General features: G+C 69.6%; 15 protein-coding genes. 6 read left to right on the top strand and 9 right to left on the bottom strand.

Going from position 1 to position 23,978, the window contains the following annotated elements:
• Nucleotides 1–9: 9 nt before the first annotated feature.
• From BM252_RS06160 to BM252_RS30880, 3 genes are all read left to right on the top strand, one after another.
• A complete protein-coding gene (locus tag BM252_RS06160) occupies nt 10–537 on the top strand; it encodes a hypothetical protein (protein ID WP_093385055.1) in 528 nt (175 codons plus the stop codon).
• A gap of 18 nt (nt 538–555) precedes the next feature.
• Nucleotides 556–4,239 (top strand): tubulin-like doman-containing protein, encoded by a 3,684-nt coding sequence (locus BM252_RS06155; RefSeq protein ID WP_093385052.1) that lies wholly within the window; start codon nt 556–558, stop codon nt 4,237–4,239.
• A 354-nt stretch (nt 4,240–4,593) separates the two neighbouring features.
• Nucleotides 4,594–5,586, top strand: a complete 993-nt coding sequence (locus tag BM252_RS30880) for a hypothetical protein (protein ID WP_174900433.1) — start codon at nt 4,594–4,596, stop codon at nt 5,584–5,586.
• A gap of 13 nt (nt 5,587–5,599) precedes the next feature.
• Here the strand turns inward: BM252_RS30880 and BM252_RS06145 are convergent, their stop codons facing one another.
• The 3 genes from BM252_RS06145 to BM252_RS06135 are packed head-to-tail and all read right to left on the bottom strand — an operon-like array spanning nt 5,600 to nt 8,224.
• Nucleotides 5,600–6,994: a hypothetical protein gene (locus tag BM252_RS06145; protein ID WP_093385049.1), complete on the bottom strand. Its 1,395-nt coding sequence runs from the start codon at nt 6,992–6,994 to the stop codon at nt 5,600–5,602.
• Nucleotides 6,991–7,836 carry an ABC transporter ATP-binding protein gene (locus tag BM252_RS06140; protein WP_093385047.1) on the bottom strand — a complete coding sequence of 282 codons (846 nt, stop codon included), beginning with the start codon at nt 7,834–7,836 and terminating at the stop codon, nt 6,991–6,993. Before BM252_RS06140 ends, BM252_RS06145 begins: the two co-directional genes overlap by 4 nt.
• Nucleotides 7,823–8,224 (bottom strand): GntR family transcriptional regulator, encoded by a 402-nt coding sequence (locus tag BM252_RS06135; RefSeq protein WP_093385044.1) that lies wholly within the window; start codon nt 8,222–8,224, stop codon nt 7,823–7,825. The genes BM252_RS06140 and BM252_RS06135 overlap by 14 nt, the downstream gene beginning before the upstream one ends.
• A gap of 254 nt (nt 8,225–8,478) precedes the next feature.
• Between BM252_RS06135 and BM252_RS06130 the strand changes: the two genes are divergently transcribed.
• Together BM252_RS06130 and BM252_RS06125 are read left to right on the top strand one after the other, a co-directional pair.
• Nucleotides 8,479–9,420 (top strand): ABC transporter ATP-binding protein, encoded by a 942-nt coding sequence (locus BM252_RS06130; RefSeq protein WP_093385041.1) that lies wholly within the window; start codon nt 8,479–8,481, stop codon nt 9,418–9,420.
• A gap of 10 nt (nt 9,421–9,430) precedes the next feature.
• Nucleotides 9,431–13,021, top strand: coding sequence for a M1 family aminopeptidase (locus BM252_RS06125; protein ID WP_093385038.1), 3,591 nt, complete (start codon nt 9,431–9,433; stop codon nt 13,019–13,021).
• Between the two features lie 207 nt (nt 13,022–13,228).
• Here BM252_RS06125 and BM252_RS06120 read toward each other — a convergent pair whose 3' ends face one another.
• Complete coding sequence (locus BM252_RS06120; protein ID WP_139236314.1) at nt 13,229–13,963, bottom strand: hypothetical protein; 735 nt, start codon at nt 13,961–13,963, stop codon at nt 13,229–13,231.
• A 61-nt stretch (nt 13,964–14,024) separates the two neighbouring features.
• On the bottom strand, nt 14,025–16,259 hold the full coding sequence (locus BM252_RS06115) for a molybdopterin-dependent oxidoreductase (protein ID WP_093385033.1): 2,235 nt from the start codon (nt 16,257–16,259) through the stop codon (nt 14,025–14,027).
• Nucleotides 16,260–16,418: 159 nt separating this feature from the next.
• Here BM252_RS06115 and BM252_RS06110 point away from each other — a divergent pair, with 159 nt between their 5' ends.
• Nucleotides 16,419–16,799: an apolipophorin gene (locus BM252_RS06110; protein ID WP_093385030.1), complete on the top strand. Its 381-nt coding sequence runs from the start codon at nt 16,419–16,421 to the stop codon at nt 16,797–16,799.
• A 117-nt stretch (nt 16,800–16,916) separates the two neighbouring features.
• Here BM252_RS06110 and BM252_RS06105 read toward each other — a convergent pair whose 3' ends face one another.
• The 4 genes from BM252_RS06105 to BM252_RS06090 all read right to left on the bottom strand — a co-directional run bounded on the left by BM252_RS06105 (nt 16,917) and on the right by BM252_RS06090 (nt 23,689).
• Nucleotides 16,917–19,010 (bottom strand): GGDEF domain-containing protein, encoded by a 2,094-nt coding sequence (locus BM252_RS06105; protein ID WP_342742461.1) that lies wholly within the window; start codon nt 19,008–19,010, stop codon nt 16,917–16,919.
• 256 nt (nt 19,011–19,266) lie between these two features.
• On the bottom strand, nt 19,267–21,063 hold the full coding sequence (locus BM252_RS06100; protein ID WP_093385183.1) for an ABC transporter ATP-binding protein: 1,797 nt from the start codon (nt 21,061–21,063) through the stop codon (nt 19,267–19,269).
• Complete coding sequence (locus tag BM252_RS06095) at nt 21,053–22,804, bottom strand: ABC transporter transmembrane domain-containing protein (RefSeq protein WP_093385028.1); 1,752 nt, start codon at nt 22,802–22,804, stop codon at nt 21,053–21,055. The genes BM252_RS06100 and BM252_RS06095 overlap by 11 nt, the downstream gene beginning before the upstream one ends.
• A 186-nt stretch (nt 22,805–22,990) precedes the next feature.
• Complete coding sequence (locus tag BM252_RS06090) at nt 22,991–23,689, bottom strand: phasin family protein (protein ID WP_093385025.1); 699 nt, start codon at nt 23,687–23,689, stop codon at nt 22,991–22,993.
• Nucleotides 23,690–23,978 lie beyond the last annotated feature (289 nt).

Below are 23,978 nucleotides of genomic sequence, written 5' to 3'. Positions count from 1 at the left end.
GAAAAGAACATGCAAAACACTCAGCAAGGCAGCACGGAGCAACCGATCCTTCTGGCGCAGGCCAACACCGACCCCGGCTTCAAGGTGCCTGGCGCCAGCGCGCCGGCCTCGGCTTCGGCCGCGTCGTCGGCGGCCGGCAAGCCGGTCGACATCACCACGCCGTCGCCGGCCGCCGGCACGAATGGCACGAGCGGCACCAACGCCAACGGCATCGAGGTGGCGCCGGTGCAGGGCGCGCCCGCCACCGACACCTCGGCGCGCGACCAGCTGATCGCCGGCGCCGTCTTCTTGGTGCTGCTGCTGGTGTTCTTCTTTGCCCGCAACGCCTTCAGCAACCACCTGGTGCGCCGCCGCGTGGCGCCGTCCTCGGCCGACACCTCCGGCTGGCTGCTGTTCTGCGGCCTCGGCTTCGTCAGCGCCGCCGTCGTGCTGGCGGTGATGAACGCGAGTAAATTCCTCAGCGGCGCCATCACCGGCACCCTGCTGCTGCTCGGCGTGGCCGCCCTGGTCGGCGCCTGGCTGACCGGCCGCCGCTAACCTTTTCGAGAGAACGCCATGGCAGAATTCCCCAGCTCCAGCAGCATCCTCGGCGGCGCCGACAAGAAGGCCGAACTGAAGGTCGACCTGCGGCCGACCCTGTTCATCGGCGCCGGCGGCACCGGCATGGAAGTGATGATGCGCATCCGCCGGCGCATCCTGTCGGCGGTGTGGAACCGCCACAACCCGGCCCGCGTCGAGTCGATCGGCCAGTTCCCGGTGGCGCGCTTCCTCCACTTCGATCTGGACAGCGGCGCCGTCATCGACGAGGGCAAGTCGCAGCGCAGCGACCCCTGGTACGAGCTGGTCAAGCTGAGCGACGAGGAACGCCTGGTCGAGCACATCGACCTGCAGCAGTACCACGAGTCCGACGACAGCCTGGCGCGCTTCCCTCTGATCGAGCAGTGGATGCCGCTGCGGCCGAAGAAGCTGCGCTCGCTCGGCATCGACCCGTCCAAGGGCGCCGGCCAGATCCGCGCCGTGGCGCGCCTCTACCTGTTCGACAAATACCCCAAGCTGCGCGGCCGCATCAAGGGCGCGCTGAACTTCCTGAGCTCCAACGCCGGCAACGAGCGCAAGGAGAACTACCAGCGCCTCGGCCTGACGGTGGACACCTCCAAGTTCCGCATCGTCGTCATCGGCTCCAACGCCGGCGGCACCGGCGCCGGCAGCCTGATGGACCTGGGCTGGATCGCCAAGGCCATCGCCCGCCAGGAGGTGTCCGACAGCCAGGTCGACCTGGTGATGTTCATGCCCTCCGGTTACGCCAAGGCCAACAAGGAGCGCACCGAGGCCAACGCCTACGCCACCATGATGGAGCTGGAGACGGCGATGCGCGACATGAACGCGCAGGTGCGTTGGGCCGAGCCGGACAGCCTGGTCGGCAAGGGCGCGCCCTTCGACGACGTCTACTTCGTCGACACCGCCAACCTGGCCAACAAGGCGACGCAGGACGTCAAGGACGTCTACCAGATGGTGGCCGACTCGCTGTTCGAGGACTTCGCCTCGGCCGACTTCGCCAACCGCAAGCGCTCGGTGGCGGTCAACCAGCAGCAGCACAAGCTGGGGCCGTTCAATCCGCGCGTGCCGGAGCAGCGCTTCGGCGACATGCGCTTGTCCTACTCGAAGGTCTACTCGGCCTTCGGCCAGGCCGTGCTGGACACCCAGCAAAGCCTGCGCGAGGACATCCGCGCCTACGAGCTGGCCGCCTTGATGGTCAAGGCCTTCTTCGGCATCGTCGGCAGCGACGGCGCGCCGGCCCGCCGCGCCGGCGACCAGGAGCGCGACATCTTCATGCGCGAGCAGATGGCGATGGCCGAGCACCCCTTCGACACCTTCCCCGACTTCAAAAAAGGCACGGTCGACGTCACGCCCTTCCAGGAATACGCGCTCACCGACCGCCTGTTGATGGACAAGGACGAGCGCTCGCTGCTCGAACGCGTCGAGAGCAAGGTGCAGCTGGAGATCGACCGCATCATGGGCGCCTACGAACTCAACGTCTGGCGCGAGAAGGTCGCCGAGCTGCTGCCGCAGCTCGAGCGCGACGCCATCCGCGAGGCCGGCGCCACCGCCGAGACCAGCGAGGACCGCATCAAGCGCCACACCGCCGAGCTGCTGCTGCGCCTGAAGGGGCGCTGCCGCGAGCAGCTGTACGCGCTGCTGGACGACCGCAAGCAGGGCGGCCTGGAGTTCGTCCTGTCGCTGCTCGAACAGATCAAGTCGCGCGTGGCCCAGCGCGACCTGGCCTGCGCCGAGCGCAACGGCAAGCGCTACCGCGACATGCGCGACGCGCTGCGCACCCGCCAGGTCGAGGAGTCGCTCAACAACCTGTCGCAGGCGGCCGGCAAAATGTTCGGCCGCGACGCCCAGGCGCGCGAGGTGATGAGCCACCTCAAGCGCGACATCGCCGACTACCTGCGCTTCCACCTGCTGGCCGTGGCCGCGGGCCAGGCGATGGAGGTGCTGCGCGCCATGTCCACCTGGCTGGGCGACGCCACCTCGGTCGACGAGCAGGGGCAGCCCGTGTGGAGCGGCATCGCCGGCGAGTTCCAGGATGGCCGCCGCTGCGTCGAGGCGATGCTGGGCGCGGTCGACCAGCGCATCGAGCAGCTGCGCGCCGACGCCCAGCACGAACACGCCACCTACATGAAGCTGGCCAGCGACACGCTGCCCGAGCCGGTCAAGCTGACCGGCGACATCAGCAGCTGGAGCGAGGAAGTGCTGCTCGAATTCGGCGGCTCGGCGCGGCTGTTCCCGCAGCTGGGCGACGAGCGCCTGCGCGCCTCGCTGCTGCTCAAGCTGTTCCGCCGCGCGCAGACGCAGCTGAGCCGCGAGCAGGCGGTCGACGGCGAACCCGTCGATCCGCTGCTGGAGCGCCTGGCGGCGATGTCGGCGCCGGAGCGCCAGCGCACCTTCAACGAGTGGATCAAGAGCGCCATGCCGTGGGTGAACGCGCGCTTCTCGGCCGAGTTCACGCCCAAGGCCGACCAGTTCAAATGCTTCATCGGCGTCGGCGACGCCAACGCCTGGCGCAAGATGGAGGCCGAGATCAAGGCCGCCGTGCCGACCGGCTTCTTCCACGGCGACCTGGTCAGCATCGTCAACACCGGCATCGTCGGCAAGGCGGTCTGCTACATCGAGCTGTCCGGCTTCCCGATGACGGTGCTGCGCGGCCTGCCGACCTGGCGCACCTCCTACCAGATCGAGAACCCGAAGATCCCGACCCATTTGCATTTCGACTCGACCCGCTTCCGCCATCCGATCGCGCCGTCGATGGACGAGTTGAACCGCCTGGCCGACGACTACGAGTGGTTCCTGCAGGCGATCGCGCTGGGCGTGGTCAAGCGCAAGCCCGACCTGTCCGACCGCGAGGCCAGCTTCCAGCCGCGCGGCCAATATTTGTTCGAGGTGGAGGCCGGCTCCGGCGAGTGGCTCCAGATCGGCAACGAGTTCGCCATCCGCTCCAACGGCCTGCCGGCCTACTACCGCGAGCAGGTGGTGGCGGCGGTGCAGCAACGCCTGGCCCGCGCCGGTGCCAGCCAGCTGCTGCTGTTGGCGGCGCTGATGCGCCATTACCAGCTGAAGGTCTACCAGCCCAAGCTCGACGTCGACGAGACCGGCGCCGAGCTGCCATCGCCGTCGCTGCCCAACATCACCGCCAAGCGCCTGTACGACGCCTGGCTGCGCCGCGCCCAGGGCTTGAACCCGGCGGTGTCGGCGCAGGCCGTCGAAACGGCGACGGGGCTGTTGGCGCAGTGGAGCGAGCAGGTGGCCGACTCGGCCAGCGACGCCTACAGCTGGGAGGTGCAGCAGAGCGCGGACAAGCGCGTGCTCAAGCCCGAGTACCTGGTCAGCGAGACGCAGGCGGCCGGCGTGTTCGGCGCCGCCCAGCCGCCGGGGCCGTCGCTGCACAAGGCGGCGGTGGAGCAGGCCGCCCAGGCGATGCAGTACCATCTGCCGGTAACCAAGCGGCCGGCCAGCTACAAGGTGTTCCTCAACAAGGTGCAGCACGGCCCGTACTCGCTGGAGGAGATCGGCCAGCGCATCGTCCACGGCGAGATCGACGCCGCCACCAAGGTGTGGAACATGTTGTGGGTGCCGCGCGTGGACCAGTGGAAGGCCGCCGGCGACATGGCCGAACTGGCCGCCCTGTTCGAGGCGGTCATTCCCGACCCGGAAGACGACATTCCCGATCCGGAATAACAGCAAGGTGAAGAAGTGGCTGAAGTGATTTATCGTTGTATCAACCAGGGCTGCGGCAAGGGCTTCCCGCGCGCGGTGGCGTTCTGCCCCTACTGCGGCACGCGCCAGGCCGCCGAGGCGGGGCGCGCGCCGGCGCCGGCGCCTGCTCCAGTTCCGGTAGCCGCGCCTGTGCCTGCTCCGGTTCCGCTGGCCGCGCCAGTTGCCGCACCTGCACCTGCGCCGGCACCGGCACCCGCGCCCGCGCCAAGCCCGGCGCCGACTCCCGCGCCGACACCAGCGGCGGCGCCCGCACCTGTACCAGCACCGATACCCGCGTCGGCATCGCGGCCGAAGGTCGATCTGGGTCCCAAGCCGATGCGCATACCGCCCGCCGCCCCCGGCTCGGGCGAGCGGCGTCTCGGGCCGCCGTTGCGCAAGCCGATCGGCAAGGGCACCTGGCTGGCGGTGATGCTGGCGCTGTTGGGAATTTGGATCGTCGCCAAGCCGACCGATCCGCACAAGAAGCTGGCGGCGCGCATCGAGGCGGCCACCGCGCTGGCGGCGGAGTGCAAGCTGGACGACGCCCGCGCCGCGCTGGTCACGCTCAAGGCCAGCAAGGCCAGCGCCAGCGAGCTCAAGCCACTGCAGGACGCCATCTTCGGCGCGGCGGCCACCTGCGAGAAGAAGCGCCTGCGCGTCAAGGCCTGGAACGACGCCCGCCCGCAAATCGACGACGCCGTGCGCGCCGGCCAGCTGGACAAGGCCGCCGCCCGCCTGGCGGCCTTCCGCAAGAAGTGGGGCGACGACGCCGACACGCGCGAGCGCGACGAACGCATCGACGGCCAGCGCGTCATCCAACTGCTCGACGAGGCGCAGGCCTGCCTGAACCGCAGCGACCGCGTCTGCCTGGAGAGCAAGCTGTTGGCGGCCGAAAAGCTCAAGCGGCCGGAGGCCGAGGCGCGCATCAGAACGCTGCGCGACGCCTTGTCGCGCTTGTTGGAGGCGACCTTGCTGGGCCAGCCGTCGGCGCAGGAATCAGGGCAGGGTGGCGCGGCCGCCGGCAACGCGGCGGCACTGAAGGCCGCCGCGCCGGCCCGCGTCGAGGCGCCCCGCTCAACGCTGTTGACGACCTCGCCGGCGGTGGCGCAGAACGCGCAGACGGCGCGCCGCTTCCTCGCCGAGGCCGAGCGCGACATGGGGCAAAACAATTACAAGGCGGCGCTGGACAAGGCCGACAAGTGTCTGGCGCTGGCGGAGACCGGCAACCGCGATTGCCAGGCGCTGCGGCAGAAGGCCGAGCGCCTGCAACGCGAGCTGCAACGCTGCCTGGCCAGCGGCGCCGATTGGGTCGACGACCACTGCCAGTAGCCAGTTCGGCTGCTCAACCGGCGCGGCGGCCGCCTTGCAGGAAGGGCGCCAGCCGTTGCGGCGTCCAGCGCCGTTTTGCCACCGCCAACAAGGCGAGGCTGGCGGCCAGCAGCGCCAGCGCGTAGCCGGGGCCGGCATTGAACAACAGCGGCATCTTGTCGTAGCCGAAATGCAGAACACTGGCGCATCCCAAGGCGAGTATCGCAAGGTACACCAGGACGAATATCCATGATCGAATCACCAGCGTGCGCAACATCAGACCGGCGCTGGTGACGAACAACAGCTCGATCAAAATGGGTGTGTGCTCGCCGATCGCACGCAGGATGGCGGTGGCTGGACGCTCGTTCCAACCATACTGGAGCAGCGCATAGGCCAGCACGCCGGCTAGCAGCGTCGCCAGCTGCACGTCAAGGTTGGGCAGCAGCAGCTGATTGGCCAACAGGCCGCCGCGCCCCCCGCCCGGCCGCAACATGTATCGCCAATGCAGGTCGCGCGCGACCAGCGTGGAGACCTTAAACCCGCTGACGTAGCCCAGCGCCAGCAAGTGCTGCAGGCGGAGCGGCTCGCCCCAACTGGCCGGCGTGGTGAGCAGTAGCAGCACAATGGCGGGCAACGCCGTCCCCAGCAGCGCCACGGCGCGCATGACGGCGCCGCCGCCCTGCGGTGCCATCGGCTGGCCCTGCTGGTTCCATTGCAGCACCTGGTAGCGTTGCAGATGGCCGCCGAGGCGCCGCGCCAGCCCGCCCGGCGCTTCGCGCGCGCGCCGTCGCGGGCGCGGCGGCAGCCGGCCCCAGCGGTGCTTCATCCACAGCGCCAGCGCCGGCCAGCACAGCAGCATGGCCAGCAGCTGCGGCGCCGGCAGGGTGCCGATGGCGTCGAGCGTGGCGGCCAGGCCCTGGCGGACGGCGCGCGTGGCCAGCGCCGCCAGCAGCGCGCCGGCGCCGGCGTAGCAGAGCAGCGCCAGCGGCCGCGCCAGCCAACCGGCCCGTGCCAACGAGAGCAGCACGCTCAGGGCCAGCGCCAGCGACAGCAGGGCGGCGCCGCTGGCCACGTGCATCGACGTGCCGGGCAGCGCCAGTTGGATGGTCAGCGCGGTGAGCAGCAGGCTCCAGGCGCGCATGCTGCCGCGCATCGCCTCGGCGAACCAGAGGCGCCATACCAGGTCCGGCGTGCGTAGGCCGCCCAGCACGGCGGCGCCGCGCGCCAGCGCCGCCACGTGGGCGCGGCCGAACAGCGCCATCACGACACAGGCGAAGACCAACAGCAGGCTGACGCCGGCGGCGCCGGCCGGCTGCGCCGCGGTGGTGAAGGGCAGCAGGCAGACCCAATACACGCCGCCCATCGCCAGCAGCAGTTTCAGGCCGAGGATTTTTTGCGGCGGGTGGAGCGCCAGGCGTTCGGTGTTCATGCGTTGAGCTCCGCGAACAGTTCATCGAGCGTCATGGCGCGGCCGGCGCCGGCCCAGGCGGGCGCGCGCCGGCTGTCGATCACCAACTGGCGCGTCGCCGTGTTGCGGCTGACGAAGGCCGCCTGCGGCGGCGCGGCCGCGTCGTCGGGCAGCAGGCGCAGGTGCTCGAGCAGCGCATCCCAGGCGTCGAACAGTTGCAGGCGGCCGTCGCGCAGGAAGGCGACGTGCGACACCACCCGTTCCAGGTCGCTCAGGATGTGGCTGGAGATGACGACGGTGCGCGGCTCGGCGTCGTCGCGGCTCGGCGCGGCGAACAGGGCGCGCATGAACTCGCGCCGCGCCAGCGGATCGAGGCTGGCGACCGGCTCGTCGAGCAGCAGCAGGTCCGGCTCGTGGGCCAGGGCCAGCAGCACGGCCAGCTTCTGCTGGTCGCCGCCGGACAGCTCGGCCACCCGGCCGTGCAGCGGCAGGTCGAGCCGCACCGCCAGCGCCAGCGCGCGGTCCTCGTTCCAGCGCGGGTAGGCGCGGCCGATCAGCCGTATGTGTTGGAGCACGTTCATCCAGTCGAACAGGTCGGGCGTCTGCGCCACGTAGCCGAGCCGGCGGCGCACCGCGTCGTCGAGGGCCAGCGCGGCGCAGCCGAGCAGCAAGGCGCTGCCGCTCTCCGGCTCTTCCAGGCCGACCAGGCAGCGCAGCAGCGAGGACTTGCCGGCGCCGTTGCGGCCGACCAGGCCGACCACGGCGCCGGCGGGCACGCGCAGCGTGACGTCGTCGAGCACGGTGTGGAAGTTGTGGCGCTGTGTCAGGCGCAGCGCCTCGATGGCGTAGTCAGTCGTGCTCATACGGTGCTTTCGAAGAGGGGTCTTGCAGACAGGCCTGGAACAGTGCCTGCGCCTCGGCGTCGCTCAGGCCCAGCTGCTTGGCCATGCGCGCGGCGCCGGCCAGCGCGGGGCGCAGCAGGGCCGCCTTGTCGCCGGCGGCGGCCGGCGTCGCCGCCTCGGCCAGCACCATGCCCAGGCCGCGCCGGCGCTGCAGCAGGCCCTCGGCCTCCAGCAGGCTGTAGGCCTTGCTGACGGTCATCGGGTTGATGGCGTGCTGCTGCGCCACCGCCCGCACCGACGGCAGCTCGGCGCCGGGTGCCAGCTGGCCGCTGGCGGCCAAGCGGCGCACCTGGTCGACGATCTGGCGGTAGATCGGGGTGGCGGCGGCGGGGGCGATGTCGAAGTTCATGTGAATCACTGTATCACTACTGTAATACACGTGGCAAGACCGTTCGCCTTGAGCGGGAACAAGGAAACGGCGCGACTATCCGCCACAAATCCGCCGTCCATTCCGCCAAAGCGACCGCTTGTCGCAAAAACAATGCCAATTTCGCATGGCGGGCTAGAGTGTCGCCAGCGCGCGGTGCACGCCGCCGCGCCCATAAGGAACCGCCGACCAGGCGGTCGACCACCGCGTCCCAGGACCATCAGGAGAGTGGCCGCATGCTAACCATTCAACGGCTGAACAAGACCTACGCCAACGGCGTCAAGGCGATCAACAACGTGAGCCTGGAGATCCCGAACGGCATGTTCGGCCTGCTCGGCCCCAACGGCGCCGGCAAGTCCTCGTTGATGCGCACCATCGCCACCCTGCAGGACCCGGACAGCGGCAGCATCCACTTCAACGGCCTCGACGTGTTGGCCGACAAGGAGGGGCTGCGCCGCCAGCTGGGCTACCTGCCGCAGGACTTCGGCGTGTATCCCAAGGTCAGCGCCGAGAAGCTGCTGCACCACTTCGCCGTGCTCAAGGGCCTGGCCGGCCGGGGCGAGCGCAAGGAGGCGGTCGAGGCGCTGCTGCAGCAGACCAACCTGTGGGAGGCGCGCAAGCGCGGCCTGGGCACCTACTCGGGCGGCATGCGCCAGCGCTTCGGCATCGCCCAGGCGCTGCTGGGCGCGCCGCGCCTGGTGATCGTCGACGAGCCGACCGCCGGCCTCGACCCGGACGAGCGCAACCGCTTCCTCAACCTGCTGGCCAAGATCGGCGAGCAGGTGGTGGTGATCCTGTCGACCCACATCGTCGACGACGTCACCGACCTGTGCCCGCGCATGGCGCTGATCGTCAAGGGCGAGGTGCTGATCCAGGGCGAGCCGCAGGCCGCCATCGACACGCTCAAGGGCCGCGTCTGGCGCCGCAGCGTGGCGGCCGAGCAGCTGGCCGGCTACCAGAGCCGCTTCAACGTGCTGTCGAGCCGCCTGGTCGGCGGCAAGCCGCAGATCAACGTCTACGCCGAGAGCCAGCCGGACGACGGCTTCGTCATGGTCGAGCCGGACCTGGAGGACGTCTACTTCCTGCAGGTGCGCCACGCCGCCGCAGCGGGCGGCACTGGCCGCGCCGCCGCGCCGGCCGCCGCGCGCGCCGCCGCCGCCGACATTGTGTCGGTTTAAGGAGCGCGCCATGTGGAGGGAATTTTTCAAGTTTGACCTGGACTACCAGCTGCGCCAGCCGCTGCTGTGGGTCAGCGCGCTGCTGCTCGCCGCGATGGCCTTCGGCGCCACCACCAGCGATGCGATCCAGGTCGGCGGCGCCATCGGCAACGTCAACCGCAACGCGCCCACCGTGGTGGCACAGCTGCTGGGCAGCTTCAGCGTGATCTCGATGTTCATCGTCACCATCTTCATCGCCGGCGCCGTGCTGCGCGACAGCGAGGTCGGCATCTCCGACATGCTGTTTGCCACGCCGATGCGCAAGCTCGACTACCTGTTCGGCCGCTTCGCCGCCGGCCTGGTGGCCTGCCTGCTGATCTTCGTGGTGATCGCCGCCGGCGCCATGCTCGGCCCGCTGATGCCCTGGGTCGACCAGGCCCGCGTCGGCCCCTTCCCCGGCGCCGCCTACCTGTGGACCTTCGCCGTGCTGGTGCTGCCCAACCTGTTGTTCATCGGCGCGCTGCTGATGCTGCTGGCCGCCACCACCCGCTCGATGATGCTGGTCTACGTCGGCGTGCTGGCCCTGTTCGTGCTGTGGGTGGTGGCCGGTGTGTTCACCCGCGACATCAACAACGAGTGGATCGCCGTGCTGATCGACCCGTTCGGCGTGCGCGCCTTCGGCCGCATGACGCGCTACTACTCCGCCGCCGAGGCCAACAGCGGCCTGCCGGCGCTGGGCGGCTACCTGCTGGCCAACCGCGCGCTGTGGAGCGGCGTCGCGCTGCTGATGTTCGGCGCCACCGTGGCGCTGTTCAAGCCGCAGCGCGCCGGCACCGGCCGCCGCCTGTTCGGCCAGGCCAAGCCGGCCGCCGCCGCGCCCGTCGCGCTTGTCGCCACGGCGCCGCTGCTGCTGCCGCGCATCGAACCGCGCTTCGGCGCCGCCACCGGCTGGACGCAGTGCTGGCGCATCTTCTGCTTCGACGCCGGCGCCGTGTTCAAAAGCGTACCCTTCCTGGTGCTGCTGCTGCTCGGCGTGGCCAACCTGATCGGCAGCGCCAGCGCCGCCGACGCGATGTTCGGCACGGCGCTTTACCCGAGGAGCTACCTGATGCTGCGGACGATGAACAGCAGCTTCAACTTCATGTTGATCATCGTCGTCACCTTCTACGCCGGCGAACTGATCTTCAAGGAGCGCCAGGCCAAGATCGCCGACGTCAGCGACGCCATGCCGGTGCCGAACTGGGCGCCGCTGCTGGCCAAGAGCCTGGCCATGGTCGGCGTGGTGCTCGGCTTCCTGCTGGCCGGCGTGCTGGCGGCGATGGCCTTCCAGCTGTTCAAGGGCGGCGCCCCGGTCGAGCCGCTGCTGTACCTGCAAGGCAGCCTGCTGAGCGCCACGCCGTTCATCCTGATGGGCCTGATCGCCGTCTGCTTGCAGGTGCTGACCAACAACAAGTTCATCGGCTACCTGTTGATGATCGTGCTGATGGTGGCGCAGATCGTCATGGGCGTCATGCACTTCGACCACAACCTGTACAGCGTCGGCGCGCTGCCGGCCAGCCCGTATTCGGAGATGAACGGCTACGGCCACTTCCTCACCGGCTGGTCCTGGTTCGCCCTGTACTGGGGCCTGTTCACGCTGGCCTTGCTGATCGTCGCCCAGGCGTTCTGGGGGCGCGGCCTGTCGGTCGACTGGCGCTCGCGCGTCCGCCTGGCCGGCCGCCGCCTGCGCGGCGGCGCCGGCGCGGCGCTGGCGCTCAGCCTGGCCGCCTTCGCCGCCACCGGCGGCTGGATCTTCTACAACACCAACGTGCTCAACACCTACCGCGCCTCCGACGCCCAGATGGACCTGCAGGCGCGCTACGAGAAGCTGTACCGCCAATACGTCGACCTGCCGCAGCCGAAGATCACCGACGTGCGCGCCGACGTCGACATCTTCCCGGCCGAGCGGCGCGTCGCCGTGCGCGGCCACTACGTGTTGGAGAACAAGACCAACGCGCCGCTCGACACCCTGCGCATCCAGGAGAATCCGGACGAGCGGACCCGCTGGGAGAACCTGCCGGCGCACCAGCTGACCTTGGACGACAAGCAGCTCGGCTTCAAGATCGTCAAGCTGGCGCAGCCGTTGGCGCCCGGCCAGCGGCTGGCGCTCGACTTCAGCGTCGAGGTGCGCCGCGCCGGCTTCACCAACAGCGGCGCGCCCGACACGTTGAACCTGAACGGCAGCTTCTTCAACAACCAGGAGTTCTTCCCGCACTTCGGCTACGACCGTGGCCGCGAGCTGGTCGATCGCAACGAGCGGCGCAAGCGCGGCCTGGGCGAACCGGAGCGCATGCGCAAGCTGGAGGACACGGCCGCCTACGTCGACGCGGTGTTCGGCGGCGAGGCCGACTGGATCAACTTCGACACCACCGTCTCGACCAGCGCCGAGCAGATCGCCATGGCGCCCGGCTACCTGCAAAAGAGCTGGGAGCGCGACGGCCGCCGCTACTTCCACTACAAGATGGACCAGCCGACGATGCCCTTCTTCGCCTACCTGTCGGCCAAGTGGGAGGTCAGGAGGGCCGAGTGGAAGGGCCTGCCGATCGAGGTCTACTACGACAAGAAGCACGGCTACAACACCGGCCGCATGGTAGAGTCGGTGCAGAAGTCGCTCGACTATTTCTCCACCCAGTTCACGCCCTACCAGCACAAGCAGGTGCGCATTCTGGAGTTTCCAACCTACTCCCAGTTCGCCCAGTCGTTCGCCAATACCATCCCGTTCTCCGAGGGCATAGGCTTCATCGCCGACCTGCGCGACAAGGACGACATCGACTACGTCTTCTACGTCACCGCGCACGAGATGGCGCACCAGTGGTGGGGCCACCAGGTGGTCGGCGCCCAGGTGCAGGGTTCGACCATGCTGATGGAATCGCTGGCGCAGTATTCGGCCATGATGGTGATGGAGAAGGAGTACGGCCGCGAGAAGCTGCGCCGCTTCCTGCGCTTCGAGCTGGACCGCTATCTGCGCGACCGTGGCGGCGAGCTGGTCGAGGAGCTGCCGCTGTACAAGGTGGAGGGCCAGCAGTACCTCCACTACCGCAAGGGCAGCCTGGTGTTCTACCGCCTGCGCGACGAGATCGGCGAGGCGCCGCTCAACCGCGCGCTCAAGCGCTACCTGCAGGACAAGGGCTTCCAGCAGGCGCCGTTCACCACCTCCAAGGAGCTGCTGGCCTACATCCGCGCCGAGGCGCCGGCCGACAAGCAGGCACTGATCACCGACCTGTTCGAGAAGATCGTCTTCTACGACAACCGGGTGGTCGAGGCGAAGGCGGTCAAGCGCGCCGACGGCCAGTGGGACGTGACGATGAAGCTGCACCTGGCGAAGATGGAGGCCGACGGCAAGGGCAGGGAGACGCCGCGCGCCTACGACGAGCCGGTCGAGATCGCCGTCTTCGCCCGCCCGGCCGGCGCCAAGGAGAAGGACGAGCGCGTGCTGTTCAGCGACAAGCGCCTGCTGTCCGGCGCCGAGCCGAGCGTCACGGTGACGGTCAAGGACAAGCCCTTCGACGTCGGTGTCGACCCATACAACAAGATGATCGACCGGGTCTCGCGCGACAACCGCAAGGAGGTCAGCTTCGATTGAGGGCCCGGGCGGGGCGGCGCGGAGCAGGGAGGGGCGCCGGCGAGGCACCCTGGCGCATCGAATCGGTTGGCTCCTGAATGGCCAAAGTAAGGTTCACCATCCGTATAGGCACTGATCCTAAAGAGCTTGTCGGGCGAGAGGTATGTTACAGGCTGCTTGTCTGTGGAAAGAACCGTTGGCGGTAAGCCAAGAGGTTTCGCCGTCAAGTTAGCGCCCCTTGAAACCGGAGGCCGCAGCGAGGACGCGCTGTAAATCACCTTCTGCCACTGCCGCAACCGGGCTGCGGCCGCCCAAGGAAGTCTTTGGCGTGATGAAGAACTCCCACTTGCTCGGACCGGGCATATCGCCCAAGGCTTGGGAAACTTTTTCCAATTCGCGGCGCTCCGGTTTATCGCTCGCAAAAAAAGCCGGATACAGCTGGGAGTTCGACGGTCCCTCGATCGAGAAGATGCGGAATTCCTTAACAGCTTTACTCAGCGCTTGGCGGCTGAACGCGAGACGCTGGCAAATATCGGACGAGGTCAACAAGTTACCTTCTTCCAGGTGCTTCTGCCTGGATAGCAGGCTCTGACTATTGAGCTTGGCGGTGAATTCATCGTTTTCACGATTGTCAGCGAGGCGCAAGACCTTCGCGGGGACGGCATAGCGTTCCAGCAAGCCTTTGACCTTGCTGCGCGGGATTTTCGGGAAACTCGTGTCAAGAAGCTCTATCGGAGTCCCCGGCATGCTTTGGCTGCGCAGCTTGGCGGGCCGCGAGTCACGAAACTTGACAATCACGTAACCTCCGCCGAGGTCGGCGGATCGTTCCACGTCTGCGGCTGAAAAAACCGAGTGTTCTCCGGCCCGATGCGCCGCAAAGGATTTTTCGGCTGCGCTAAGCTCTTGCGGAGCACGTTTCTTCCGCTGGACTGTAGGACTTTTTTTTACACTCGCTGCAGACATGATGGACTCCAATCGATACAACAGAGTTTACACCGCCGAGAACCCATGTCAACCGCGTCAACTACAGGGGCCGCATCTGCACCGCCACGCCGGACAGCACGGCGTTGCCCGACAGCGGGTCGCGCAGCGTTTCGTCGAGCAGGGCGTTGAGGTTGGCGCCGGGCCGCTCGGCCGCCACGCCCAGCTTCGCGCCGGGCAGGTCGTGGCCCCAGCCGTGCGGCAGGCTGACCACGCCGGGCATCATCTCCTCGCTCAGCTCCACCTGCGCCTCGATGCGCCGCGCGCCGTTGCTGATCTCGGCGCGCGCGCCGTCGGCCAGGCCGAGGCGCTGCGCGTCGGCCGGGTGCAGCAGCGCGGTGCAGCGGAAGGCGCCCTTGGCCAGCACCGGCAGGTTGTGCATCCAGCTGTTGTTGGAGCGCAGCTGGCGGCGCCCGATGATGACCAGCGGCGCGGTCGGCGCCGGCGCGGCCAGGTCGGCGGCGACGCGGGCCAGGTCGGCCAGCAGCGCGGCCGGCGCCAGCTCGATCTTGCCCGACGGCGTGCGCAGCAGCTCGGGGACGCGCGGCGCCAGCGCGCCCAGGTCGATGCCGGACGGCGCCGCCTTGATCTTGGCCAGCGTCAGGCCGCCCGGCTGGGCGCCGAACTGGTCGCCGTAGGGCCCGCTGCGCAGGGCCAGGTCGAGCACCCGCTCGACGCCGGACAGCGGCGCCAGCGCGGCCAGCACCTGCGGCGCGGCGGCGCCGGCCGCCTTGGCCACCTCCTGCTCCAGCGCGGCCTGGTCGAGCGCGGCGATGTCGGCGTTGCAGCCGTGGCCCTGGACGATGGCGGCCAGGCGCAGCATGCTGTCCCACTCGTCGGGCTGGCCGGCCGGGCGCGCCAGCACGGGCGCGCTGTAGCGGGCGTGGTTGCGGTGCGAGAACTGGGTGAAGCTGACGTCGTAGTGGCCGTCCTCCAGCGGCGAGACGCCGGGCAGGATGACGTCGGCGTGGCGCGAGGTCTCGTTGAGGTAGATGTCGAGGCTGAGCATGAAGTCGAGGCCGTCGAGCGCGGCGGCCAGGCGGGCGCCGTTGGGCGCCGACAGCACCGGGTTGGCGGCGATGGCGATCAGCGCCTTGATCTGGCCGGGGCCGGGCGTGTCGATCTCCTCGGACAGGCAGGTCAGCGGCAGCTCGCCGGCCACCTCGGGCGCGGCCGAGACGCGGCTGCGGTAGCGGCCGCTGACCACGCCGCGTCCCGTGCCCGGCTTGCCACGGGTGTTGGCGGCGAAGGCGGCGGCGCGCGGGAACATGGCGCCGCCCTCGCTGTCGAGGTGGCCGCTGAGGATGTTGACGACGTCGATCAGCCACGAGCACAGCGTGCCGTACTGCTGGGTGCAGGTGCCGATGCGGCCGTACACGGCGGCCCGTTCGGTGCCGGCCAGGCTGCGCGCCAGCTCGCGCATGGTGGCGGCGGCGATGCCGCAGCGCGCCGCCATTTTTTCCGGCGCATAGGGCAGCAGGGCGGCGCGCAGCTGGTCCAGGCCGGCCAGGTGCTCGGCCAGCCGGCCGGGCCGCGCCAGGCCCTCGTCGCACAGGGTGTGGGCCAGGCCGAGCAGGAAGAACACGTCGGCGCCGGGGCGGATGAAGTGGTGGGCGTCGGCCGCCTGCGCCGTCTCGCTGCGGCGCGGGTCGACCACGACGATCTTGCCGCCGCGCGCGCGCAGCGCCTTGGCCTTGCCGCGGTAGTCCGGCACGGTCCACAGGCTGCCGTTCGACACCATCGGATTGGCGCCGAGGATCAGCAGGAAGTCGCAGCGCTCGATGTCGGGCACCGGCACCGACAGCCAGCTGCCGAACATCAGGCCGACCGAGAGCATCTTCGGCACCTGGTCGACGCTGGAGGCCGAGTACATATTGCGCGTGCCGAGCGCGCGCGCCAGGCGCGGGAAGGCCAGCGACAGGCCCATCTTGTGCGACACCGGGTTGCCCAGCACGGTGGCGACGGCGTCGGCGCCGTGGCGCGCGATGATGGGCAGCAGGCGCCGTTCGATCTCGGCGTAGGCCTCGTCCCAGCTGGCCTCGACGAACACGCCGTCGCGCTTGATCAGCGGGCTGCGCAGGCGGTCGGCGTCCTCGTGCAGCTCCTTCAGCGCCACCGCCTTGGGACAGAGGAAGCCGGCGCTGAAGACGTCGGCCTCGTCGCCGCGCACGCGCAGCGGGTGGACGCCGTCGTGTTCGACCAGCAGGCCGCAGGCGGCCTCGCAGAAGGGGCAGATGCGGTGCGCGCTGCGGCTGTCGGCGGCGGTGTGCTGGGTCATGGCCTGGCCTTGTCGAAAAGTGAACGGTCGTGCGATTGTCGGGATTCGCCGGCGCGCTGTCAATCGACATTTTCCATGCTGTTGTGCGCTCGCAGCGGGCGGCGGCGGTGTATGCTGTGGGCGGAAAGTTATCGTCGTGCCAACCCATAGGAGAACACCATGCGCACCATTTCGCAAGCGGTATTGCCGGCGGCCCTGGCCGTCACCCTGGCCCTCGGTTTGGCCGGGCTGGCCGGCTGCCAGAAGAAGGAAGACACCATCGGCGCCGGCCCGGCCGAGCAGGCCGGCCGCAAGCTCGACCAGGCCACCGACAAGGCCGGCCACGAGCTGACCGAGGCGGCCAAGCAGGCCAACCAGCAGATCCAGGACGCCGCCAAGGAGACCAGCGACAAGATCAACAAGGCCACCGGCGCCGCCGGCGAGGAGCTCAACAAGGCCACCGAGGCGGCCGGCAAGAAGCTCGAGCAGGCCGGCGAGAAGCTGCAGACCAAGGCGCAGGAGGCGCGCGAGCAGGACGCCGCCGGCAAGGCCGACAAGTAGCCGGCGGCGAAGCCCACGGGGCAGGGCCAGGGTCAGACCCTAGGGTCTGACCCTAAGTTGCGCCGTTGCGCCGTTGCGGCTTGGCGGCGTCCTCGAAGCGTGCGGGCGCGGGCCGGCTCAGCCGGCGCCGCTGCGCAGCGCCGCCGGCGCCCCGGCCGGCGACACCTTGTCGGCCGGCGCCGGCTGCTCGGCCGCCGGTTCGCCCGGCGCGCCGTCGGCGCTGGCGCCGAGCACCACGGTCAAGTCGACGAAGCCGGCGCGCCAGGCGCGCTCCAGGTCCTGCTCGATGGCCTCCATCGAGGTCTGCGCGAAGTTGTGGAAGCCGCGCACGCCGTAGGCGCGGTTGCGGCCGTGCGCCTTGGCCAGGTACAGCGCCATGTCGACCAGGTTGACGGCGCGCTCCCACGGCAGCGCGGCGCCGTCCTCGCCCGGCACCAGCGGGAAGGGGGAGAAGCCGAGCGAGACCTTGACCGAGATGCTGCGTCCCTGGTAGAGCACGGCCTGGCTCGAAATGCTGCTCAGGATGCGCCGCGCCACTTCGTCGATGCCGTGCCGCGGGATGGCCGGCAGGAAGGCGAGGAACTCCTCGCCGCCCCAGCGCACGATCATGTCGGTCTCGCGCAGGGCGATGCGCAGGTGCTCGGCGATCATGCGCAGCACGGCGTCGCCGGCGGCGTGGCCGTAGGTGTCGTTGACGTGCTTGAAGTGGTCGACGTCGAGCAGGAACAGGGCGCCGACGATGTCGTCGCCGTGCGCCTTGCGCAGCTCCGGCTGGTGCGCCGCCGGCAGGTGCTGGCTGCGCATGAAGTCCTGGAAGTGGCGCCGGTTGTACAGCGAGGTGAGCGGGTCGAGCGCGCTCTGCGCCTTCAGCTCCAGATTCTTCACCTCGAGCTGGGCGTTGGCGTGGCGCACCTTGCGGTACAGCAGGCCGACGATCACGGCGGCCAGCGCGAACACCAGCGCCAGCAGCCACCAGACGCGCTGCTGCAGGCGCCGGTTGTCCAGCTCGGCGCCCTTGACCTGGTTCTCGCGCCGCAGCAGCTCGATCTGGCGCTGCTTCTTCTCGGTCTCGTACTTCTCCTGCAGCTCGAGCACGGCCTGCTGGCGCTGGCGCTCGAACAGCTGGTTGGAGATGGCGCGCTCGCGGTGGTAGGCGGCGACGGCGCCGCGCAGGTCGCCGGCGCGCTCCAAGGCCATGCCGTACTCGATCAGCACGGCCTGCAGGTCGGGCTGGCTGTTGGCCCGCTCATAGAAGGCCAGGCCGGCCTCGAAGCTGCGCTTGCCGTCGGCCAGGCGGCCCATGCCGAGGTAGGCCTGGCCGATGTTGACCAGGGCGGTGGCCTCGGTGGCCGAGTCGTTGCTGCGGCGCGAGACCTGCAGCGACTCGTTGGCGTACTGCAGGGTGCGCGCGTAGTCCTGCTCCTTCAGGTAGCTGTCCGACAGGTTGACCAGGGTCACCGCGATCATGCGCTGCGCCCCCAGCCGGCGCTCCAGCTCCAAGCCGTCCTGCAGCGCGCGCAGGGCGCGGCGGGTCTGCCGCGACTCGATCGCCAGGCCGTACTCGGTGCTCTTGGCCATGGCCAGGCGGCCGGGCGACTGCAGCTTGCCGGCCACCGCGATGAGCTCGTCGAGCGCGGCGAAGCCCTGCTCGTATTCCTTCATCTGGGTGTACAGGCGGGCCTGGGAGTTGAGCGCGGCGGCCAGCGGCACCAGGTCGTCGAGCCGGCGCGCCAGCTCGACGGCGCCCTGCATCTTGCCCAGCGCCGGCGGGAAGTTGCCCTGCTCGGCGTAGGCCTGGCCGGCCGACAGCGCGGCCTGCACGCGCAGCGCCAGGTCGCTGGTGGTCTGCGCCAGGCGGTCCGACTCGAAGGCGAACTGGTGGGCGCCCTTGACGTCGGTCATGGCGAACAGCACATAGGCCTTGGCCAGCAGGCCCTTGGCGATGATGGCGTCGCTGCGCTGTTGGCGGCCGAAGGCGATCAGCTCGTCGGCCAGCGGCAGCGCCGCCTCGTTCTGGCCCAGGCGCATGCGCGCCAGGCTGAGTTGGTTGATCAGCTCGGCGCGGGTGGCGGCCGACTCGTTCTGCGCCTCGCCCTGCAGCTTGAGCAGCTGGGCCAGCGCCTTGTCTGGCACGAAGCGGCTCTGTTCGCGGATCTCGGCCAGCTGGCTGTCCACCGCCGTCTGCGCGCCGGCCAGCGCCGGCAGCAGCAAGCATGCCGCCGCCAGCCGGCGCAGTCCTAGTGATACCGAAGAATCCCGTATGCCTGCCAATGCGCCGCCCCTTGTCCCGCACTGCACAATTTTTGCGCAAAGTGTCTAGACAATTATATTCTTGTTGCAAGCGAGAAATCCCGCCGCCGCGGGTTTTTTTTCCACAAAAAAAGCGCAATCAACTGTGCGTTTTTAGCAAGCAACGGGCGGCGCGGCCATCTGCCGGCGCCGGCCGCGCGGCCGGCGCCACCGGCTGTCACGCCGCCAGTTGTTGCAGCAGGTAGAGCCGCTGGTACAGGCCGCCGGCTATGCGCATCAGCTGCTCGTGGCCGCCCGACTCGGCGATGCGGCCGTGGTTGAGCACGACGATGCGATCGGCCGCGCGGATGGTCGACAGGCGGTGGGCGATGGCGATGATGGTGACGCGGCCGCGCAGCTCGTCAAGCGCGCCCTGGACGATCTGCTCGGTGGCGCTGTCGATGTGCGAGGTGGCCTCGTCGAGCAGCAGGATGCGCGGGCTGCCGGCCAGCGCGCGGGCGATGGCGATCAGCTGCTTCTGGCCCACCGACAGGCGCGAGCCGCCCTCGCCGAGCGGCGTGTCGTAGCCCCGCTCGAGGGCGGCGATGAAGTCGTGGGCGTGGGCGGCGCGCGCCGCCGTCTCCACCTCGGCCTGCGACAGGCCTCGGCCCATGTCGATGTTTTCGCGCGCCGAGGCGGCCAGCAGGAAGGGGTCCTGCGGCACCAGGCCGACGTCGGCGCGGAAGCGCTCGTTGGGAATCTCGGCCAGCGCCGCGCCGTGCAGCGTGATGGCGCCGGCCGGCACCGGGTAGAAGCGCAGCAGCAGCGACAGCAGGGTCGACTTGCCGCTGCCGGTGTGGCCGACGATGCCGACGAAGTCGCCCTGGGCGATCTCCAGCGACAGGTCGTGCAACACCGGGTGGCCCGGCTTGTAGGCGAAGTCGAGGTGGCGGATGGCCACCGCCGGCAGGCTGGCGTCGGCGCCGGCGCCGGCGGGCGTGGCCAGCTCGGCGCGGCCGGCCAGGTGCTCGGCGGCGCCCGGCTCGGCCAGCAGGGCGGCGACGCGGGCGCTGGCCACCACCGATTGCTGCAGTTGGCTGAATTGCATGGTGATCTGGATCAGCGGCTCGATCACGCGGGCGATGTAGCTGATGAAGGCGTACAGCACGCCGACCTCGGTGGCGGTCATGTCGCGCTGGCCGAAGACGAAGATGACGGCCGCCAGCAGCACGATGTTGAGCATGTCGAGCGCCGGCCGCAGCAGCCAGGCGTTGGCGCGCAGCTCGGCCATGCGGGCCTGGTAGTGCTGCCCGTTGGTGGCGCCGAAGCGGGCGGCGAAGCGCGCCTCGGCGTTGCAGGCCTGCAGCACGCTCATGCCGCCGATCGACTCGGCCATCTGGCCGTTGATGTCGCTGCGCAGGGCGCGCGCGCGCGTCACCGCCGGCGCGCTCAGGCGCTGGTACAGCCAGACGATGGCCAGCACCGCCGGCAGCAGCGCCAGCACGATGACCATCAGGTGCCAGTCCAGCCAGGCCATCGCGCAGACCGTGCCGATGAGGACGATGGAGCTGTCGAGCATGACGAACAGCACCTGCACGTACAGCGTCTTGACGGCCTCGGTGTCGTTGGTCACGCGCGACACCAGCTGGCCGGTGATGGCGCGGTCGAAGAAGGCCATCGGCAGGCGCAGCACGTGGTTGTAGACCTGCTCGCGCAGGCGCTGCACCGAGCGCATGGCCAGGCCGGACAGGCGCACCAGCTGCAGGTAGCGCAGGCCGCTGGCGATCCAGCCGCTGAGCAGCAGGCCGCCCAGCAGCAGCGCCATGCGCGGCCAGTCCAAGTGGCGCGGCAGCAGGTGCTGGTCGATCAGCGCCTTGCCCATGATCGGGCCGGTGACCTCCAGCGCGGCCGCCAGCACCAGCCACAGCAGGGCCCAGTACAAGTGGCGCAGGTCGGGCCGGGCGGCGCGGCGCAGCAGGGCGAAGGCCTGCCAGGTCTGCCGGCGGGCCGAGGTGTCGTCGGGTTTAGTCAGCATTCAGGCTGGCCTCCAGTTGTTGGTAGCGCCACTGGCTGGCGTACCAGCCGTCGCGCGCCAGCAGCGCCTCGTGGCTGCCGCTCTCGCTGACGCGGCCCTCGCGCAGCACCACGATCAGGTCGGCGCCGACCACCGCGCTGAGGCGGTGGCTGGCGATGATGGCGCTGCGCCCGGGGCGGGCCAGGCGCAGTTGTTCCAGGTGGCGCAGGATCTGCGTCTCGGTGCCGGTGTCGACCGCCGACAGGGCGTCGTCGAGCAGCAGCAGGTCGTTGTCGGCCAGCAGGGCGCGGGCGATCGCCACGCGCTGGCGCTGGCCGCCGGAGAGGGTGATGCCGCGCTCGCCGACGGCGGTCTGGTAGCCCTGCGGGAACAGCAGGATGTCGTCGTGGATCGCCGCCAGGTCGGCGGCGCGCTCGATCTCGGCCTGGCTGGCGCCGGGCCGCGCCAGGGCGATGTTGTCGGCGATGCTGGCCGAGAACAGGAAGGATTCCTGCGGCACCCAGCTGATCGCCGCGCGCAGGGTGGCCAGGCGGTAGTCGGCCAGCGCGGCGCCGCTCCACTGCAGCCGGCCGGACTGCGGCGTCAACTGGCGCAGCAGCAGGCGCAGCAGGGTCGACTTGCCGCTGCCGGTGGCGCCGACCAGGCCCAGCGTCTGGCCCGGCCGCAGCGTCAGCGTGATCTCGCTCAGCGCCGCCACGCCCTGGCCGGGGTAGCGGTAGCCGACGCCGCGCAGCTCGATGGCGCCGGGCGCCAGCTGTTCCAGCGTGCCGTCGTCCTCGATGGCCAGCGGCATCTCGAGCATCGGCTGCACGCGCGCCCAGGCGGCGCGGCCGCGCTCGATCAGCGACAGCACCCAGCCGGCGGCGAACATCGGCCAGATCAACTGGCCCAGGTACATGGTGAAGCTGGTCAGCGCGCCGATGGTCAACTGGTCCTGCCAGACCAGGTAGCCGCCCAGGCCCAGGGTCAGCGCGCTGGCGGTGGCCAGGGTCAGGCCGACGGCCGGCTCGTAGGCGGCCTCCCACACCTGCGCGCTCAGGCTGGCCTTGGCGGCGTGGCCGGCCAGCTCGGCGAACTGGGCGCCGCTGCGCTGCTCCAGGCCCAGCGCGCGCAGGGTGCGCACGCCGGCCAGGGTTTCCTGCACGTGGTCGTTGAGGGCGCTGAAGCGCTGCAGCGAGTCGGTCGAGGCGGTGTGGATGTGGCTGGAGATGCGCCAGAAGGCCAGGCCCATCAGCGGGAAGGGCAGCAGGGCGATCAGCGCCAGGCGCCAGTCGACGCCGAGCAGCATGATGCCGAGCACCATCAGCAGGGTCAGCGTGCCGTCGAAGCCGGCCAGCATCGCCTCGCCGGCGGCCATTTCGATGGCGTCGATGTCGTTGGTGGCCAGCGCCATCAGGTCGCCGGTGCGCTGGCGCTGGTAGAAGCCGGGGCCCTGGCGCGCCAGCCGCTGGTACAGGCGGGTGCGCAGCGACACGCCGAGCTGGTAGGCGGCGGCGAACAGGGTTTGGCGCCAACCGACGCGCAGCAGGTAGATGGCGACGCCGATCAGCAGCAGCGTGCCCAGTTCGAGCAGCAGCTCGCCGCCGCCGAGGCGGTGCGCGGCCAGGCCGTCGATCATGGCGCCGACCTTGCGCGGCACCCAGACGCTGAGCGCGGCCACGCCGGCCAGCATGGCGCCGGCCAGCAGGTAGGCTCGGCTGTGCTGGCGCACGAAGCCGATAACCAGCCGGGAAAGACTCATGGAATATCCTTGCAAACGATGCCTGCCGGCGCGGTCGCGGCGGGCGTGAAGCTCGCTAGGATACAACAAGCGAACACATCGCGTAAAAACGCGCGGAAACGCAAAACGGGCCGAGGCCCGTTGGTTTTTTTGCTATTGGCGGCGCCGCTCGGCCCTCGGCCGAGCCGCTGGTGCGCGGCGGGAAGCCTACTTCTTGGTCGAGGCAGGCTTGGCGGCGCTCTTGGCCGGCGCGGCCGGTTTGGCGTCGGCCACCGCCGGGGCGGCCGGCTTCGGCGCGGCGGCGACCACCGGCTTGGCGACAACTTCCGGTTGCACTTCCTCGTACTCGTCCTCGTCTTCCTCTTCGTCCAAGTTGTCTTCCAGCTTGGGCTCGGCAATGGCCTTGGCCTCGACCTTGGCTTCAACTTTTGCCACCGGCTTGGCTTCGAGCACCGGCGCGGCCTTCACCTCGGCCACGGTCTTGACCTCGGCCTTGACCTCGGTCTTGACCTCGGCCTTGGCGGCCGGCACGACGACGGTTTCGCTCAAGGCGGCGAGCAACAACACCGGCTTGGCGTCCTTGATCTGTTCGCGCGCGCTTTGCAGCAGGATCGCCTGGGCGTCCGAGGCGATGGTGAACAACTGGCGGCCGTAGGCCAGCAGGTGGTCCAGGCTAGGCGTCTGGCTGGCGCTCAGGCGGAAGAACTCCTGGCCATCCTTGGCGCTCAGCAGTTGTTGCGCGGCGCTGGACGACTTTTCCACCGTCGCCTTGGTGGTGCTCAGATTCAGGGCGATGACCTTCTCGGCGCTTTCGACGGCCTTGCTGGCGAAGTTGTTGATGAGGTTGAGCTGTGCTTCCAACTGCGATTTCGTGGCTGCGGAAAACTGTTCGGTGATCGAAAACATGGTTTCTCCTGGGACGATTAAAATGCTGGCTGGCGCCGCATCCAGCGCCCTGCGCCGAGGTCGGTCGCGGCGCCCAAATGCGGGCGAAGTAAGTTTATGATGCGCTGCAATAAACCCATTCTAGCGGCGATTCGCCGCCTTGGAAAGTTATTTTTTGAGCCACGCCGAACAGTCAATTCCAGCTTGCAAGCCATGCCCCGCAATGGCACGGGCCGTCGCGGCGGCGGATCGGACGGCGCAAACGTTGCCGCGGCGCGACGCGGTCCGGCGGCGGAATCGGCGCTGAATT

The sequence above is a fragment of the Rugamonas rubra genome (assembly GCF_900114705.1).
Taxonomy (GTDB): domain Bacteria; phylum Pseudomonadota; class Gammaproteobacteria; order Burkholderiales; family Burkholderiaceae_D; genus Rugamonas; species Rugamonas rubra.
This window is presented reverse-complemented; position numbering and strand designations above follow the sequence as displayed.